The sequence below is a fragment of the Rossellomorea aquimaris genome, assembly GCF_003315075.1.
GTDB classification, from domain to species: Bacteria; Bacillota; Bacilli; order Bacillales; family Bacillaceae_B; genus Rossellomorea; species Rossellomorea aquimaris_C.
Genome location: NZ_QNRJ01000007.1, coordinates 1 through 16,740, shown reverse-complemented (window position 1 = coordinate 16,740; position 16,740 = coordinate 1). Strand labels below are relative to the sequence as shown.

The 16,740-nt window shown below is 42.2% G+C and carries 16 protein-coding genes, 1 pseudogene and 1 riboswitch; of the genes and pseudogenes, 16 read left to right on the top strand and 1 reads right to left on the bottom strand.

What is annotated here, in order from left to right; genetic code table 11:
* Positions 1-163 precede the first annotated feature (163 nt).
* The 3 genes from DET59_RS10980 (at position 164) to DET59_RS10970 (ending at position 2,755) form a co-directional block, all read left to right on the top strand.
* Complete coding sequence (locus tag DET59_RS10980) at positions 164-646, top strand: RNA polymerase sigma factor (RefSeq protein ID WP_258549647.1); 483 nt, start codon at positions 164-166, stop codon at positions 644-646.
* Positions 624-1,670 carry a DUF4030 domain-containing protein gene (locus tag DET59_RS10975; RefSeq protein WP_113969729.1) on the top strand — a complete coding sequence of 349 codons (1,047 nt, stop codon included), beginning with the start codon at positions 624-626 and terminating at the stop codon, positions 1,668-1,670. The genes DET59_RS10980 and DET59_RS10975 overlap by 23 nt, the downstream gene beginning before the upstream one ends.
* A 566-nt stretch (positions 1,671-2,236) precedes the next feature.
* Complete coding sequence (locus DET59_RS10970; RefSeq protein ID WP_113969728.1) at positions 2,237-2,755, top strand: MgtC/SapB family protein; 519 nt, start codon at positions 2,237-2,239, stop codon at positions 2,753-2,755.
* Between the two features lie 83 nt (positions 2,756-2,838).
* Here the strand turns inward: DET59_RS10970 and DET59_RS10965 are convergent, their stop codons facing one another.
* Positions 2,839-2,991 carry a hypothetical protein gene (locus DET59_RS10965; RefSeq protein WP_181778126.1) on the bottom strand — a complete coding sequence of 51 codons (153 nt, stop codon included), beginning with the start codon at positions 2,989-2,991 and terminating at the stop codon, positions 2,839-2,841.
* Between the two features lie 293 nt (positions 2,992-3,284).
* Between DET59_RS10965 and DET59_RS10960 the strand changes: the two genes are divergently transcribed.
* The 13 genes and pseudogenes from DET59_RS10960 (at position 3,285) to DET59_RS10900 (ending at position 16,638) form a co-directional block, all read left to right on the top strand.
* A complete protein-coding gene (locus tag DET59_RS10960; protein WP_113969726.1) occupies positions 3,285-4,202 on the top strand; it encodes a proline dehydrogenase family protein in 918 nt (305 codons plus the stop codon).
* Between the two features lie 53 nt (positions 4,203-4,255).
* Positions 4,256-5,887, top strand: coding sequence for an L-glutamate gamma-semialdehyde dehydrogenase (pruA, locus tag DET59_RS10955; RefSeq protein ID WP_113969725.1), 1,632 nt, complete (start codon positions 4,256-4,258; stop codon positions 5,885-5,887).
* Between the two features lie 106 nt (positions 5,888-5,993).
* A complete protein-coding gene (locus tag DET59_RS10950) occupies positions 5,994-7,265 on the top strand; it encodes a PucR family transcriptional regulator (protein WP_113969724.1) in 1,272 nt (423 codons plus the stop codon).
* 611 nt (positions 7,266-7,876) lie between these two features.
* Positions 7,877-7,981: riboswitch (SAM riboswitch) on the top strand.
* Between the two features lie 112 nt (positions 7,982-8,093).
* Positions 8,094-9,119, top strand: a complete 1,026-nt coding sequence (locus DET59_RS10945) for a methionine ABC transporter ATP-binding protein (protein WP_113969723.1) — start codon at positions 8,094-8,096, stop codon at positions 9,117-9,119.
* Complete coding sequence (locus DET59_RS10940; protein WP_113969722.1) at positions 9,109-9,771, top strand: methionine ABC transporter permease; 663 nt, start codon at positions 9,109-9,111, stop codon at positions 9,769-9,771. The genes DET59_RS10945 and DET59_RS10940 overlap by 11 nt, the downstream gene beginning before the upstream one ends.
* Before the next feature lie 11 nt (positions 9,772-9,782).
* Positions 9,783-10,619, top strand: coding sequence for a MetQ/NlpA family ABC transporter substrate-binding protein (locus DET59_RS10935; RefSeq protein ID WP_113969721.1), 837 nt, complete (start codon positions 9,783-9,785; stop codon positions 10,617-10,619).
* 12 nt (positions 10,620-10,631) lie between these two features.
* Positions 10,632-11,828 carry a M20 family metallopeptidase gene (locus DET59_RS10930; RefSeq protein ID WP_113969720.1) on the top strand — a complete coding sequence of 399 codons (1,197 nt, stop codon included), beginning with the start codon at positions 10,632-10,634 and terminating at the stop codon, positions 11,826-11,828.
* Between the two features lie 129 nt (positions 11,829-11,957).
* Positions 11,958-12,404, top strand: coding sequence for a hypothetical protein (locus DET59_RS10925; RefSeq protein ID WP_113969719.1), 447 nt, complete (start codon positions 11,958-11,960; stop codon positions 12,402-12,404).
* A gap of 266 nt (positions 12,405-12,670) precedes the next feature.
* A complete protein-coding gene (locus DET59_RS10920) occupies positions 12,671-13,327 on the top strand; it encodes a hypothetical protein (RefSeq protein WP_113969718.1) in 657 nt (218 codons plus the stop codon).
* A 67-nt stretch (positions 13,328-13,394) separates the two neighbouring features.
* Positions 13,395-13,880 carry a hypothetical protein gene (locus tag DET59_RS10915; RefSeq protein ID WP_113969717.1) on the top strand — a complete coding sequence of 162 codons (486 nt, stop codon included), beginning with the start codon at positions 13,395-13,397 and terminating at the stop codon, positions 13,878-13,880.
* A complete protein-coding gene (locus DET59_RS22075; RefSeq protein WP_258549646.1) occupies positions 13,877-14,011 on the top strand; it encodes a hypothetical protein in 135 nt (44 codons plus the stop codon). Before DET59_RS10915 ends, DET59_RS22075 begins: the two co-directional genes overlap by 4 nt.
* A 665-nt stretch (positions 14,012-14,676) precedes the next feature.
* A pseudogene (locus DET59_RS10910) lies at positions 14,677-15,231 on the top strand (transposase); the annotation flags it as partial.
* A gap of 594 nt (positions 15,232-15,825) precedes the next feature.
* Positions 15,826-16,638, top strand: a complete 813-nt coding sequence (locus DET59_RS10900) for a hypothetical protein (RefSeq protein WP_113969715.1) — start codon at positions 15,826-15,828, stop codon at positions 16,636-16,638.
* The last annotated feature ends 102 nt before the right edge of the window (positions 16,639-16,740 follow it).

Genomic DNA, 16,740 nt, shown 5'->3' with positions numbered 1-16,740 from the left:
TCGGGCCGGTTAATACCCTACTTTTTGTGAGAATGGTAGAGTAGGAACCGTCTCGTGCTTTTTATTTTGAAAAATTCACTTTATACGTGACCGATTTCCTTCCATTTACGTCTAAGTGTATATGGAAAGGGGGAACAGTTTTGGACCAACAAGAATTAAATAAATGGTTTACACAATACGGAGAATCAATCCTCACATACATACTATTAATGGTACGGGATTAACACAGGAGACCTTTCTAAAAGCCTACAGAAGTAAACAACAATTTAAAGAGAGATCCTCTGTGAAAACATGGCTATTTTCCATTGCTCATAATGTGACGATCGACCACTTCAGAAAGAAGCATCCGCTGAAACACTATCTTGGTTTGACGATGGAGGAGGAAGACGGCATGCCGTTACCTGAACAAATCGTCGAGATGAATGAGGAATCGGAAGAGTTATACAAAGCGATCCAACAATTAAAGCCAACATACAAACATGTCATCATCCTAAGGAAATTGAAAGAATTCTCAACAACCGAAACAGCCCATGTGTTGAACTGGTCAGAAAGTAAAGTGAAAATGACGTTAAGAAGGGCGTTGGTTGAACTGGAAAAGGTTTTGACGAGGGGAGGCGTAATCAATGAAATCAACAGATCCATTTAAAGAATTGGAAGAACAGCTAAAGGTAACAGACGGATCAACAGAGCAGCTTCGAAGTAAAATTATGAAGAGCACAAATGAAAAGAAGAAAATCTATTTCAAAAAATATGTCTGGATTGCCATAGCATGTATACTCTTTCTTGTCATATCTCCGTTCTATTCAACCACGATGGCGAGTATTGTGGCGAAAGTATTACCAATCACAATCACTCCACAAATTTCAGACGGAGAACCCAACCCTAATTTGACTTCTGACCTTTTTAAACTAGTCAAAAAGGAAGGATACAGAGTTAGTTCAGTAGGGACAACACCGTCTCCCTTCACAATTCAAGTGTCACTTCATTTGGGGGATTCCACATTAAAGCAAGCCAAGGAAGATCTTGAATCCAAGATCACCAATTATTTATATGAAAATGGGTATGACGATTACGAATTAAAGATTATCAAGGCTCCTGAAGTCCCGAGTCATGAGGGAAGCGATGACTTAAACAAGAAATATGATCAAGTACGAGAGGTTGTGAAGGGAGTATTCGCCTTCTATGGATATGCCGAAGAAGCTGAATATGAGTTAGCAGGGTTGAAGGGGACCGGCGATTCAACAATCGTCACCATCGATATGCCGGACCATATTGATGAATCAAAGGAAATCATTGCAGACATTGAAAAAGAAATAGAACGACAGAACCTAGATGTGAAAGATGTCCAGGTGGATTCTTTCAACTTAAAGCATCGTCAGCAGGATAATCGTTGGTCCATGATCTCTTCTGATATCTATGATGGCATGGCAGGGAAATCGACGTATCAATTGGCCGGACTTTCGTATCAAGTGAAGGATGGACACTCTTATGTGTGGATCAAAACAGATCTGGATAAACCACTTCCCCAGGAGCAGATTGAAGAAATCAAAAAAGCAATACAAGACTATTTGGCATTACCTGAAACGAAAGAGCAAATTCGTGATGATGAGTATACGATTGAATTTTTATTGGGGAATGGGAAGTCGTTTGTGGAGATAACAAATCAATAGTTGTTTCAAATTATTGACGTGTGATGGGCATATGTTCTTTATATATTAAGGTTTCTATTAACTTTGATATATCAATTGTCGATTTAGAGATCAGGCTAAGCACCAGAGAAAAATAGACGGAATAATTCCGCTTAATTAGTTATTACTATTAAAAACGGCCGAAATAGACGGAATAATTCCGCCTATTCACCTAAAAATACAAAAATAGTTGGATTTTTCTGTGCATAAGCGGAAATCCTCCGCCTATTTATCCCAAAAACAAGTTCCGAGCTGCTTATAACCGGAAAATCTCCGCTAATAAGCTCGGCCAATTTACTACGGCTGTTTCTACTTTAAATATATTTGGGTTTGAGGCAAGACGGGAGTGAAAGGTTCCACGAACATCATCCCCACTAAATACCCCATTGCGATCATAAAATAATTAGTGTACCATAAAAAGAAATTTTAACGAACGAATTATAATGGAAAGTATAAAAGGGACACCCACAAAACGAACGGTATGATTTTTTCATAATAGGCAGATTCGTTTTAGCAGGGGTTTCTTTTTGTTTAAGGGGGATGCCAACATGACGCACTACATAAATGAATTTACAGACTTCTTCTGGCAACATGACATCTATTTCCGAATAGTGGTGAGTGCGATATTAGGATTCATCATCGGATGGGACCGGTCAGCAAAGAATAAGCCAGCCGGTTTAAAAACATATACATACGTATCGGTGGCATGTACGTTGATCACGATCGTCTCCATCGAAGGCGCCGATATGCTAAGTGAACCGGATAGCGGAAAAATGATGGATCCTCTTCGTCTCGCTGCCCAGATTGTATCAGGGCTGGGGTTCTTAGGTGCAGGAGTGATCCTGAAAGATGGACTGCGGGTGAAAGGGCTCACTTCCGCTGCAATGATCTTCTACGTAGGGGGTATTGGAATCGGCATTGGAGCAGGGTTTTATTCCATTGTCATCTTCGCCACCTTCGTCACTTTCATCATGTCGAGGATCGGAAACTTTTTTGAAGAACGGGAGATTAAGTCCGTGAGCTTGCCAAAGCTGCAGAAGAAAAACGAGGAAAAAGATGATAAATGAAGGTTGGAACGAAAGCTCAATTTTCTAATTGATGGGGACGGTACTTATTGGGGGTCTTACCCGGATTTTCGAACGTACTCTCCCTATTTTGTCTCCATTTTTCCCTCTTTCTCAATGTCTTCCATCTCTTCATGGGTAATTCCAAAAGGAAAGCCACCATCTGTATAGCCTGCAATGAAGGCCAACGTTTCATCCGAATCGAAGGAATCTTCTAGTTTACGAGCTTTCTTCTTCAATCTTTTCCTTTCTTTTTCTTCTTCACCCGAACAAATCTGCTTTCTAGTAGGCAAATATGTTTGTCTTTATTTTATGTTTTTTTAGTTTTGTCCCAGCCTCTTCATGTTATTACCTATTCACACCCCCTTTTGTGCTTCCACCATAACTCAACCCACAAATATTTGTGTCCCGAGCACGTTGTTTCAAAGCCACTATTCCCGTTATAATTTTCTTAAGATTTACATTTCTTCGTTTAATCACCCCGTGCTTGAGGTAAGAGTCACTATAAGAAGTATAAGGAGGTGTTGTAATCTTGGAAGCGATAAGTAAGCGATTTTTCCTGTATCTTTCCCACAATAAGGCGTTGGATCGAATGGCTAAACGGTGGGGATCTATATTTGGCGCTAACAAGCTTGTAGGGGGAGAAACCTTTGCACAAGCGATTCCATTGATTACTCAATTGAACGAGGAGGGATTCCAGGTAACGGTTGATCATCTTGGTGAGTTCGTCGATTCCACAGATGTGGTGCGGGAGAATGTCCAAGGATGTATTCAGAGTATCAGTGCCATCGCGTATCATGGGCTGGACACTGAAATCTCTGTTAAACTGACTTCCCTGGGATTGGATATCAGTCAAGATCTTGTCATGGAAAGCATGGAGTTGATTCTCTCGAAGGCAAATGAAAGCGGAATCACGGTCACTCTCGATATGGAGGATTCCTCGAGGTGTCATGCCATCCTTGACGTTTACAAGAAGCTCCGTGAAAAGTACGACAATGTGGGGACGGTGATCCAATCCTATCTTTATGTATCAGACAAGGATGTGGATGATCTCAATCAGTTCTCCCCTTATTTGAGGCTTGTGAAGGGTGCATATAATGAATCGGGTAAAGTGGCGTTCCAGGAGAAGAAAAAGGTGGATGAGAATCTCAAGCATCTTATCAAGAAGCAGCTCTTGAACGGCCATTATACCGCGGTCGCAAGCCATGATGATGCAATCATCGATTACACGATCGGATTAGTGAATGAACACAATATCCCGAATGACAGATTCGAGTTTCAAATGCTTTACGGCATGCGGAACCAGCTGCAGTCCGACTTATTGAAAAAAGGATATACCGTCCGTATTTATCTGCCTTATGGCGAGGACTGGTTCGGGTATTTCATGCGACGTCTGGCGGAACGGCCGGCGAACATCGCATTTGCATTGAAGGGAATTTTCAGCAAGTAAACTTTTTATAAAAACATCCAGACAGTATGTAATCAGAAAGGAATGTGAAGAGAATGAGTAACGGAATTTACAACATCCCAACACCTACTAATGAGCCTGGTAATACATATGCCCCAGGTACGAAAGAAAGAGAAACGCTAAAAGCTGAATTAGAGCGCCAAGCTGGTCTAGAGGTTGAGATCCCGGTCATCATCAATGGTGAGGAAATCAAGACAGATACAGTGAAGCAAGTGGTGATGCCACACGATCACAAACATGTGTTGGCTACCTATTCACAAGCAGGAGAAAAAGAACTTCGCGATGCAGTAGAAGCGGCAATGGCTGCGAAGGATTCTTGGTCCAATATGCCATGGCAGCACAGAGCATCCATCTTCCTGAAAGCGGCTGACTTAATCTCAGGTCCATACCGTGACGTCATCAATGCGGCTACAATGTTGGGCCAATCTAAAACAGCATACCAAACGGAAATCGATGCAGCACAAGAATTAGCTGATTTCTTACGCTTTGGCGTTGATTATGCAAACCAAATCTATCAAATGCAGCCGGACAGCATGAAAAACATCTGGAATCGTTTAGAATACCGTGCATTAGACGGTTTCGTACTAGCGATCTCACCATTCAACTTCACAGCAATCGGTGGTAACCTGCCATCAGCTCCTGCGATCATGGGGAACGTAGTGGTGTGGAAACCGGCAACAACGGCTATCCTATCAAACTATTATTTCATGCGTATCCTGGAAGAAGCTGGACTGCCTAAAGGCGTTATCAACTTTGTTCCTTCACGCGGTTCACAAGTATCAGAAGTGGTATTAACAGATCCACGCATGTCAGGATTCCACTTCACTGGATCTACAAGCGTGTTCCAGACGATCTGGAAGACAGTAGGGGAAAACATCACAAACTACAAATCGTATCCTCGTTTAGTTGGGGAAACAGGCGGTAAGGACTTTGTCTTCGCTCATGAAACAGCACAAGCAGACAAAGTAGTCGCTGCACTAGTTCGTGGTGCATTCGAATACCAAGGTCAAAAATGTTCAGCAGCTTCCCGTGCCTACATCCCAGCAAGCATGTGGGAAGAAGTGAAAAATGGTGTTGTGGAAGAAACGGCGAAGCTTAAAGTAGGGGATGTCAGAGACTTCAGGAACTTCATGGGTGCGGTCATCGACAAAGCTGCCTTTGAATCCATCACAAGCTACATCGACTATGCGGCTGATTCTGAAGAAGCTGAAATCATTGCCGGCGGTACGTATGATGATTCTGTTGGATACTTCGTTCAACCGACCGTCATCGTGACAACAAATCCAAACTTCAAAACGATGACCGAAGAAATTTTCGGACCGGTCTTAACGATTTATGTATATGAAAATGAACAATTAGAAGAAACACTGACTTCAGTGGATACAGCTTCCATGTATGCCTTAACGGGTGCGATCTTTGCACAGGACCGTGAAGCGATCATGCACTTGGAACGACGTCTATCCGGTGCAGCGGGTAACTTCTACATCAACGATAAACCAACCGGTGCCGTGATCAACCAACAACCATTCGGCGGTTCACGCGGATCAGGTACAAACGATAAAGCCGGCTCTATTTTCAACATGATTCGCTGGACCAGTCCTCGTATCATCAAAGAAAACTTTGCGCCAACGACAGACATTTCCTATCCATTTATGGACGAGGAATAAATCGAACACGACAAGCTCTCCCGACACGGGGGAGCTTTTCATTTTTTATTGGGGGATTTAACGCTATAATAGGAATCACAAATATTCGTGGAAAGGTAAGATTCCTATGGAAGCCATTGATATCATCCTCCAAACAGAAGACATTCATAAAGCGACGGAATTGATCAGCTCAAAATTAGGCAATCCCGTCATCATTGAAAATAAAAATTTCGAACTGATTTCATACAGTTCCTCTTCTAATAAATTCGATCAAACACAGCTCAAGACGATCCTCACGAAAAAATGTCCGGTCTTCATCATCGATCGATTGAAGAAAGAAGGAATCGTACACCAGCTAGAAAAACATTCCGATCCGATCCGGGTGCAGGCGATGGAAGAGTTAGGATTTCACCAGCGCGTCGTCATTTCCGCAAAATATCTTGGAAACACGATGGGATACATCTGGGTTCAGGAATCCAACCGTCTTCTCGAAAATGAAGAGCTCGCTTTTCTTGAAGAAATCTCCTCACACCTTGGAAACCTGATCAATGATATGTACGCAAAGGTCAATATCAAAAAGGACAGAAAAGAAGAAGTACTGTGGCATCTCCTGCAGCATGAGTACGGAAGTGAAAGCCAGCTCCGCCATGATGCATCCCTCGTCAAGCTGACCCTGCCGGAACGATTCACGGTGGCGGTGTACTCAATCGCTTCGTCGGACTATAAGCCTATGCTCGACCAATTGGAGAAGCTCGTCCAGGAATCCAGCTTCAACACAAAGGTTTATTCACTACGGACGGAATACCAGGTGATCCTCGTTCTCTACGGTAAAGCAGACACACCGTCTTCTTCCCTCGAACTAGCGAGAGACCTCGTAGAAAAGGTAAAAGAACAAACAGGCGAAGAAGAATTCTACAACTTCCTCATCGGGATCGGGAAGGAATACACGACGTTATACCAAATGAGAAAGAGCTTCTTGGAAGCGTCAGAGGTCATTGAAACGGCTAACTTCATCAGCCCGCGTCCTGAATCGATGCCCCGGGAATTTGCTCATCTGGGCATTTACCGGTACTTGCCTACGCTCTATGAGAAAAACACTTCAAAGGATTATTACAGTGATGATCTGCTGGTATTGATTAAGAATGATGTGAAGAAACAAACAGATCTCCTTAAGACACTTGAAGTGTACTTGGCGAATGATGGGAAGGGTAAACAGACGGCGAACGAACTGTTCATCCATCCGAATACGTTGAATTATCGAATCAAGAAGATTCAGGAACTGACTGCGATTGATTTTAATGATTTTAATATGAAGGTGTATTTGTATACGGAGTTGTTGTTGTTGAATAATGTGGAAGCTTATTATCAGCGGTATAAGGATGCTTTGAAGGGGATTTGACGCTTCTGACAGTCTTTGTTTAAGAGGAAACGCGCTTAAATTGGGAAGGGCAGGTTAAGTATCAGAGCTAATCAATAGACGGAAAGATTCCGCTTAAATGGTCACTACCATTAAAAAAGGCTGAAATAAGGGGAAAGATTCCGCCTATTGCCTCCAGAGATACGATAATGGGCGATTTTTCTCTGCATAATCGGAAATCCTCCGCCTATTTCTCTTCAAAACTAGTTCCATCCTGAATATAACCGGAAAATCTCCGCTTATGTTCTTTCAGCCTAATAGACTGGGACCTGCCCCAGCTCTCATCAGGGACGGACCTTCTGTTTGAAAAAGTAGAGGTCCGTCCCTCACTTTAGGTAACAAATAATTGCGTAGAGTGGGAACGATTCCGTTTATACCTTCTCCTTTCGACTAATCTCAATCTCTGTTAAAGTCAAAAAGTAGAGTAGAAAACGTCCCCGGTTTGCATGCTTTTCAGTTTAATATTGGGTGAATTATCCAGTTTGATATATATTGAAAATTATCTAAAATCAGGATTGACAACCCAACAGAAATCCTTTACCATTACCCTAATGCTAAAACGCATTATAACTTTAACTTAATAAAGCGATATCTTCTTATCCAGAGAGGTGGAGGGACTGGCCCTGCGATACCTCGGCAACGGGTTCTTATGAATACCGTGCCAATTCCATCAAGTCATGTGACTTGAAAGATGAGAAGAGCGGGACATATACATATTTTTGTGCCTCTCTTCTTATGAAGGGAGGCACTTTTTTATTTGAGCCATGATCGTCAACAAGAAGAATACATAGCGAAAGGAGCAAGTCCTGTATGATTAGAGTTCAGAATGTTACGAAAGTATTCGAGACGAAGGATGGCCCATTCACCGCTTTGAAGAATGTTTCCTTCGAAGTAAAGAAGGGAGAGATTTATGGCGTGATCGGATTCAGCGGAGCGGGAAAGAGCACGCTTGTCCGCTGTCTCAATTTTTTAGAGAAACCATCATCGGGTGATATTTTCATAGAGGGGCGCAGTTTGAAGGATCAGTCAGCAATCGATCTGAGGAAAGAGCGGCACCGCATCGGGATGATTTTTCAGCACTTCAATCTGTTTCAATCCCGGACGGTGGCAGGCAATATCGCCTATCCTCTGAAACTGGCAAAATGGCCGAAAGATAAAATCAACGAAAGAGTACAGGAATTGCTCGCGTTTGTCGGACTTGAAGATAAAGCGAAGCATTACCCGGATCAACTGTCAGGAGGGCAGAAGCAAAGGGTGGGGATAGCAAGAGCCCTGGCGACGTCGCCTTCGATTCTACTCTGCGATGAAGCAACATCTGCACTTGATCCTCAGACGACGGAATCGATTCTGAACTTATTAAAGAGAATCAACGCGGAGTATGGCATTACGATTGTGATGATCACCCACGAAATGGGGGTCATCCGGGAAATCTGTGATAAGGTCGCTGTCATGGAAAATGGAGAAATCGTTGAAGAGGGAAGCGTCTTCGATATCTTCTCCAACCCGCAGACCCCGACGACGAAAAACTTTGTGAAGAGTGTCATGAATGATCAGCTGCCGGCATCGGTTCTTGACAAATTGAATGACAGCAAAGAAGGGCGCATCTGCCGCCTCATTTTCAAGGGGGATTCGACGGGCACGCCGATCCTTTCCGAAACGGCAAAGAAATTCGATGCCCACATCAATGTGTTATTCGGCCAGATCACGGAACTCCAGGGCAAGCCGTTCGGGAATCTCATCGTACAGATCATCGGCAGCAAGAAAGAAACGGAAGAGATCCTGGATTATTGGAAGAACAGATTATTCGTAAGCGAGGTGGAGAAGCGTGCAAGTTAACTGGGAATTATTCTGGCCAAGAATTATAGAAGCGACATGGGATACCGTGGCGATGGTGTCATTCTCCCTCCTGTTTGCCACGTTGATCGGGCTTCCCCTCGGCATCATCGTCGTGGTCACGCGGAAGGGGCACTTACTTGAAAATAAAGTCGTCTTTTCCATATTGAGCAGCATCATCAACGTGTTCCGCTCGGTCCCGTTCATCATCTTGATGGTGGCCATCATCCCTTTTACAAGATTGGTAGTGGGTACATCGATCGGAACGGCGGCAGCGGTCGTGCCGCTTGTCGTATTTGCGGCACCGTATATTGCAAGACTGATAGAGAGTGCCCTCCTTGAAGTGGAACCGGGTGTCATTGAAGCGGCGGAGTCAATGGGGGCCGGGCCGTGGCAGATCATCTTCGGGATCCTCATTCCGGAAGCATTGAGTACGCTGGTCCTGAATATCACAATTGCGACCATCGGCCTTGTAGGTGCATCGGCCATGGCCGGGGCAGTCGGAGGCGGTGGCCTCGGAGATCTGGCCATCGCTTACGGATATCAGCGATTTGAAACATCCGTCATGATCGTGACCGTCATCATTTTAATCGTGATGGTTCAGGGACTGCAGACAGCTGGTAATAGATTATCAAAAATCATCAGAAGACGTTAGGAGAGAGGAAAATGAAAAAATCAATCAGCTTGGCAAGTATCGCCATTCTATTATTCACCCTTATACTGAGCGGTTGCTCAGGAGACAGTGCATCCGGCTCAGGTGAAAAAGAAGTCGTGAAAGTCGGAGTGAATGGATCCGGTGTGCCGATTTGGGAGTATATGAAGGAGAAAGCAGCGAAGGAAGGGATTGAAATCGAGATTGTGGAGTTTGCCGATTACGTGAGACCGAACCAGGCACTGGCCGATGGGGATATCGACCTGAACGCCTTCCAGACGATTTCGTATTTTGATTCTTTCGTGGAAGAACATAATCTGGATCTTGTACCGATCGGCTCGACGATCATCGCGCCGATGGGAATCTATTCGGAAAAATATCAATCGGTAGAAGATTTACCGAAAGGCAGTAAAGTAGCCGTTCCTCAAGAGGCGACGAACCTTGGCCGTGCCCTTCTCCTACTCGAGGAAGCAGGCTTGATACAACTAAAAGAAGGATTTGATCAGTCACAAGGTCTAGAAGCCATAAAAGAAAACCCGAAAAACCTTGAATTCACACCGGTCGTCGCTGCCCAGACACCGAGGGTACTGCCGGATGTTGCAGCATCGATCATCAATAATGGTGTGGCGGTTGAAGCAGGGTTCATTCCGGTTGATGACAGTATCTATATCGAAGGGGCGGAATCCAAGCCGTTCATCAATATCATCGCAGCCCAGGAAAAAGAGAAAGACAATAAGACCTATAAAAAGATCGTTGAGCTCTATCAGGAAGATGACGTAGCGGAACATATCAAGAAAACATACAAAGATTCCCTGATCCCGACATTCGTGCCGGTCAGTGAATTGCATTAGGAGGGAAAAGAGATGAGTCAACCAGCAGCGATTGCCGATCGTAAAAACAACATCCTCTCAGCAGTGGATCAATTGGCTGTGAAACTCGTATCGACCAGCCATCAGATCCACGACAAACCTGAAATCGGAAACGAAGAGTTCTTTGCTTCAGAGACCTTGACCACCCTCCTTGCAGCTAATGGGTTCTCCATTGAAAGGGGAGTGGCGGGCCATGAGACTTCCTTTGTCGCACGCAAACATTCCGGGAAAGAAGGGCCGGTCATCGGCTACCTGGCTGAATATGACGCCCTGCCTGGACTCGGTCACGCCTGCGGTCACAATATCATCGGGACGGCAAGCTGCGGGGCAGCCATCGCCCTGTCGTCCGTACTCGATGAAACAGGAGGGGAAGTGGTCGTGTTCGGGACTCCTGCCGAGGAAGGCGGTCCGAACGGAAGTGCGAAGGGCAGTTTCGTAAAGGCAGGCTTGTTCGAAGGAGTGGATGCCTGCATGATGGTCCATCCGTTCAACCGTACAACGCAGACAGGGAAAACCCTTGCGGTGGACCCTCTTGATTTCGAATTTAAAGGAAGGTCTGCCCATGCGGCAGCTTCCCCTGAAGATGGAATCAATGCCCTCGACGGTGTGATCCAGCTGTTCAACGGCATTAACGCCCTTCGCCAGCACGTGACCGATGACGTACGGATCCACGGCATCATTACCCACGGCGGGGACGCGCCAAACATCGTCCCTGACTATGCAAAAGCCCGCTTCTATATACGGGCTGCTACGAGGGAAGCGTGCAATGAAGTCACGAACAAAGTGAAAGCGATCGCTGAAGGGGTGGCAATTGCGACCGGGACGAAACTGAATATCATCAAAATCCAAAATGAAGTCGATCACTTTCAGCTCAACCGCCGTTTCGATCAAGTATTCCAGCGCTCCATCGAGTCACTGGGGGAATATTTCGACGATACGGAACGAAAGGGACTCGGATCCTCCGACGCGGGAAACGTCAGCCGGGTGGTCCCGACCATCCATCCCTATATAAAAATCGGCCCCGAATCCCTCGTCGTCCACACGAATGAATTCAAGGAAGCGGCTAAATCCACGGAGGGTGACCGTGCCCTTGTGATCGGGGTAAAGGCACTTGCGCTGACGGGGTATGAACTGCTGACGGATAAGGGGCTTTTAGAAGAAATATGGAAAGAGTTCGGTTCAAGTAAATAAAAACGAGGAGACAGCCAAATCAGGGCTGTCTTTTTTTGTATGAGAGCGTTCCAATGTTTAACAGAAACACGAAAAGGATAATGAATAAATGAGTGATTGTATCGTAGTAACCAACGAAAGGAGAACGACATGAAAAAACTACTGATAGCAGGAAACCTTTTTTTCGCACTCTCGATACTGGGAGCATGCGGTTCTGAAGACGCCGAACCCGAAGAAAATACAACAGGCGATACGGCAGAAATGAGTGACCAACAGGATTCGAAGGAAATGGACGAGCCGGCAGCCGAACTCCTCGACAGTGAAAAGCTGCAGGAACGAATCCAAAAGGGAATGGATCTCGATTCCTATTCTGCTGAACTAACAGCGATGGAGGAAAAAGGAGAAACGACCCTTGTGAAGAAATACAACTTAACCGGGAATGAAGAAATTAAAGCACAAATCCTTCAATCGTCAGACGGATTTGTCGCAGTTGAAACCGATGGACTTGAAGTCACAGACGTTTCAAGCTTCAAAACCATGCAGGAAGTCGAGGATCATCTGAACGAGAAGGATATGGAAGAAGATATGAGTGAGTAATGGTTCCACACCATTAAAAGAGCATTCGATAGTTTTCTAATTGAAATCCGAACTAATTTATCCTAAGGGAGTAAAATTAGTTCGGATTTTCGTTTAGTGATAGAAGTAGCGAGCTCTTTTATTAGTAACGGGCATTTTATTACCTTGCATAATCTTATATGGCATTCTTCCATTAAAGGGCCATTTAATAGAACAAGGTCTTGTGAAAATTATAGTGATTTGAAATAATTGGTATTGAGAGAAATGGACCAATGAGGTGAATTGCTGTGTATGAATGGATTAGAGAAATAGAAGAGCCCATCCATCCTTATAAGGAAGAATCCGGGGAGTTACGAATACAAAGTTTTCAATCGAATACGTCTTTAGATAAAATGAGCCCAATATTTCAACTATTTGCTTCAGTAAACGTTATTTTCAATCAAGATTTCTTATCATCATTTCCTACTCCAAATAGTAAAGCTTTAAACATAATTCATAATGAGATAGTGCCTCATTACTCTGAAGTTAGGCAGGTCTTCATTGATGGGAAATTGATTGAGATTAATGTGAGATTTTTGAAAGAAGAATCTCGAAAATTGTTAACCAATTCAGTTTCATCTAATATTCACCCCATTGTACCCGATTTATATAGAAGTATGGAATATGATATTTCACCATACCCTAGAAAGTTAAAGTATTATATAGTGAATAAAGAAAAGATTAATCAAAAAGCACTTGATGGAACGGATGAAATTAGTGAATTCCTTAGGTCTTCATTCTTTGAAAGTAATGGATCACTCTTCCTTATGCCTTCAGGCTGGTTCCTAGAAGATTCCTTGAGAGAGTCAGTGACTTTACAATCGCTTAGTACCTTTGCAAAGCAAATAATTCTGATGGTAAATGAAAATGATAATCGAGTTATCGCCATTGAGGTTTATGGATAACTGTTTATTATTCCGGTATTGGATTGAAAATTATATGAGCAGATTTTTCGGTTAAGGAGGCACTCAATTGTATCTATATCATATGGTCGTTCATAATAATGATGGAGAAAATATAAGTCCTCAAAGGGTTTTAAATGAAGGGTTAGATCATAAGACAGCAACCAAATGGTATTCAAATAGCGGTGATTTTTTTCCGGAACTAACAGAACGATTCAGACCAGCAAATTTACCAAAATGGATTGATTTAAAGGTTGCTTTTAAAGCAGAATTGGAAGCGTATGAAAAGCCATACTATCGATTTCATATCTTTAGTGATAAGATTTTGGTCTTTAACCTGGATATAGCAAGTGATTTATTCGCTTATGTCGAAGATAGATATGATGGTGGCAAGGGACGCTTTGTTCAGGGATTACCTTCAAAAGAGGATCTCATCAAACAATTTTGGGGAAGTATGAGAACTGTTGATGAGTTTTTGAAAAATAAACCTTTTAATAACCCTGAACTTTATATATTTGAAAAAGTTCCAGCAAAGATAATTGAGTATATTGAGTGAATTTTATCCCATTGACGGGAGCAATAACGGAAGATCAGCTAATTGATATCCAGCGCGATCTTCAATTAAACGAGCTAATAGATGAGATTCCCGTGATTGTCGAAATAATGGTTTGGTTGACAATCATCTAGAGATAATAAATCCCCTTTTTAAATAAAGACCTGTTGAATAAAGAATAAGAGAAAATAGGGTGTCAATTTTGAGTGTGATATATGTAGATGGCTTATTGCTGTAATTAACGTTATATGAATTAACGGAATTTTAATTTCTTTTCCACAATATAAATGGAAACTATAGCAAACTTGTTAACCTAATTTAAGATCAGATCATTTGGGTTAAATATCATTCGTTTATTAATGTACGGGTTTTATATAAACTTGCCTAATTTATAAGTTTAAGGTCCATCCCCTGTCGCAAAATGGCAATTAGTATTGATTGCGAAGAGGATAGAGTCTTCTTCCAACTAACCGCTTTAACAATCAGATAATAATGATATTATTCTAAATTAATTAATAGGAATAAATAGACTCCTCTCCGTTACGCATGTGTAACGGGGAGGAGTCTATTAGGAAATAGTAATTAGTAATTTGTCTTTTAATATTTTCCCCATGTTGGCTTGTTCTTTATAATGGATCGCCACAAAGGGATACCCTTTAGGGTCTTGGGGCCAGACACTCGGTACGGTAAAGCATTAATGAGCTGGGGGTCTGACCGGAAAATTGATAAGGTCATTAGGTTGAAAGTGGGATTTTCCAGATTAATGAAGAAAAGTCGAATGGGATCCGTCCCCATTTAACCCAGTTCTGTCGCTGTTGATGCAGGATATAAAACACCCCACATCGCTAAATTCCTCATGGACCAAGAAATCAGACCCGTTATGCCTTATACACGGCCGAGAACGAAAGACGGATATCTTAGGAAATACGAATACGTTTACGATGAATATTTTGACTCCTATCTTTGTCCCGAAGGACAAATTTTACCTTACCGTACTACCACAAGAGACGGGTACAAACAATACGCTTCAAATCCTTTGGAATGTAAAGACTGTCCTCTGTTAGAACGTTGTACACAAAGTAAGAATCACACCAAGATGATTCATCGACATGTGTGGCAGGATTACATAGATGAAGTAGATCATTTGAGACATACAGAACTTAATAAAACTCTATATGCGAAACGCAAAGAAACGATCGAACGGGTCTTTGCGGACGCAAAAGAAAAGCATGGCATGCGTTGGACGACCTTAAGAGGTCTTAAAAAAGTTTCAATGCAGGCGATGCTTACATTCGCTGCCATGAATCTTAAGAAGTTGGCAAACTGGACATGGCGAGGGCCATGTCCAGCCTAGAAACAGGAGAAAAATCTTTTAAAATATCAGAAAACCCCACCTTCGGTTAAAGTGAAGGTGGGATTTGTCTACAGTCTGAGAGGAGCATTATTTCAATGCTCCTCTTTTCTAATCTTTAAAAACAATAACAATAAAATACTTCAAGGTAATTTAATTTCGTATTAATTCATGTGTTTACGCTTATGTTCAGCGATTTGAGTTATTGTCTTTTTTTAGAAATACATCTTTTGAGGTTTTATCGGTGGTATAAAAGGAGTTGAGTATAATGAAAAACAAGATTGCTCCTAATAATGCAGAAATTGAATGAGGATAAGTAAATACTGATAAAACACCTGATAAAATGAACCCAAGTAAGGGAATTAAGATTCGCAAAAAAAATCAGCTCCTATTTAAATATATTAGAATATTATCTCGTTTCTTAAATTGTGTAAAGATAGTTAAAAAACACCAGTAAAATATTCACCTTTATCCATACTAAATTTGGGGATTAACGGTGATTAAATAATCAAAAATAGAGAAAATGTCAAATTTCCATTATTAATATGATAATCTACTTTTTGTTGTTTTTAATAAATATTGGAAAGGGTGGTTAATTTGAGAAACGTAAAGTTTGTAATTGCAGCTTTATTACTCTCAGTATCAATGGTTATGCTTACAGATAAAGAGGCGTCAGCTGCGCCGACCATTGAGGGTACATACGATTTAAAATTAGAGGAGTTAGGCGTTCCTGAAGAATTGATAAACGATATGTCTTTTTCAAAAAAGGAACATATTGTTAATTCTAATCCTAAAAAATATCTTGGTGGCGAAAAAGGAATTTTATCTACTAGTGGAGAGTCCCAACAGGATGGGGGTATTTCAACTATGGGTTTAATTCCTGCGGATGATATGGAATTTAGAGTAGATGTATTTAGTAATGGTTATACATCTGATGGAAGAGATATGTACATGGTAGTAGTTGGCTATACTTGGTTACAGGAACCTGTGTGGAAACTACAAGATCCATTTGGTGTAAAATGGGATGATTCTAAATTCAGATATCAAGACAATAGTTCATTCAATAAAATAGACTATTGTTATGGCGGCTCTTTGCAAACATGTAATGACTGGTATACTGAAACCTCTGAAATTTATCCATATAGTGGGGACGGTGGACTAGGTTGGAACGCAGACTTAAAAGGACACGCAACTTTGGCAACTGCGAACTCTGGCTTTGGTAGTTTAATCTTAGAAACTAAAGACGGTGTAAGTTTACCTAGTGGTGGTAGCTCTCAAGTTCATGCATATTATGCTCATGTGATTGACTCATTCGGATCGATTGGACTTGATTTTAAAGGAGTTAACGTCACTTTTTCTGGCTCGAGAACAGTTGATGATCGTGCTCTTACAAAAACATTTTATTACTAATTGAATTAATTTCATAATGCGTACTTTTAAAAAATCATGGACGGGCCCAAAATAGGTAATTTCTTAAAAAAACGAATGAACTGGCTGATTATGCAACGTTGG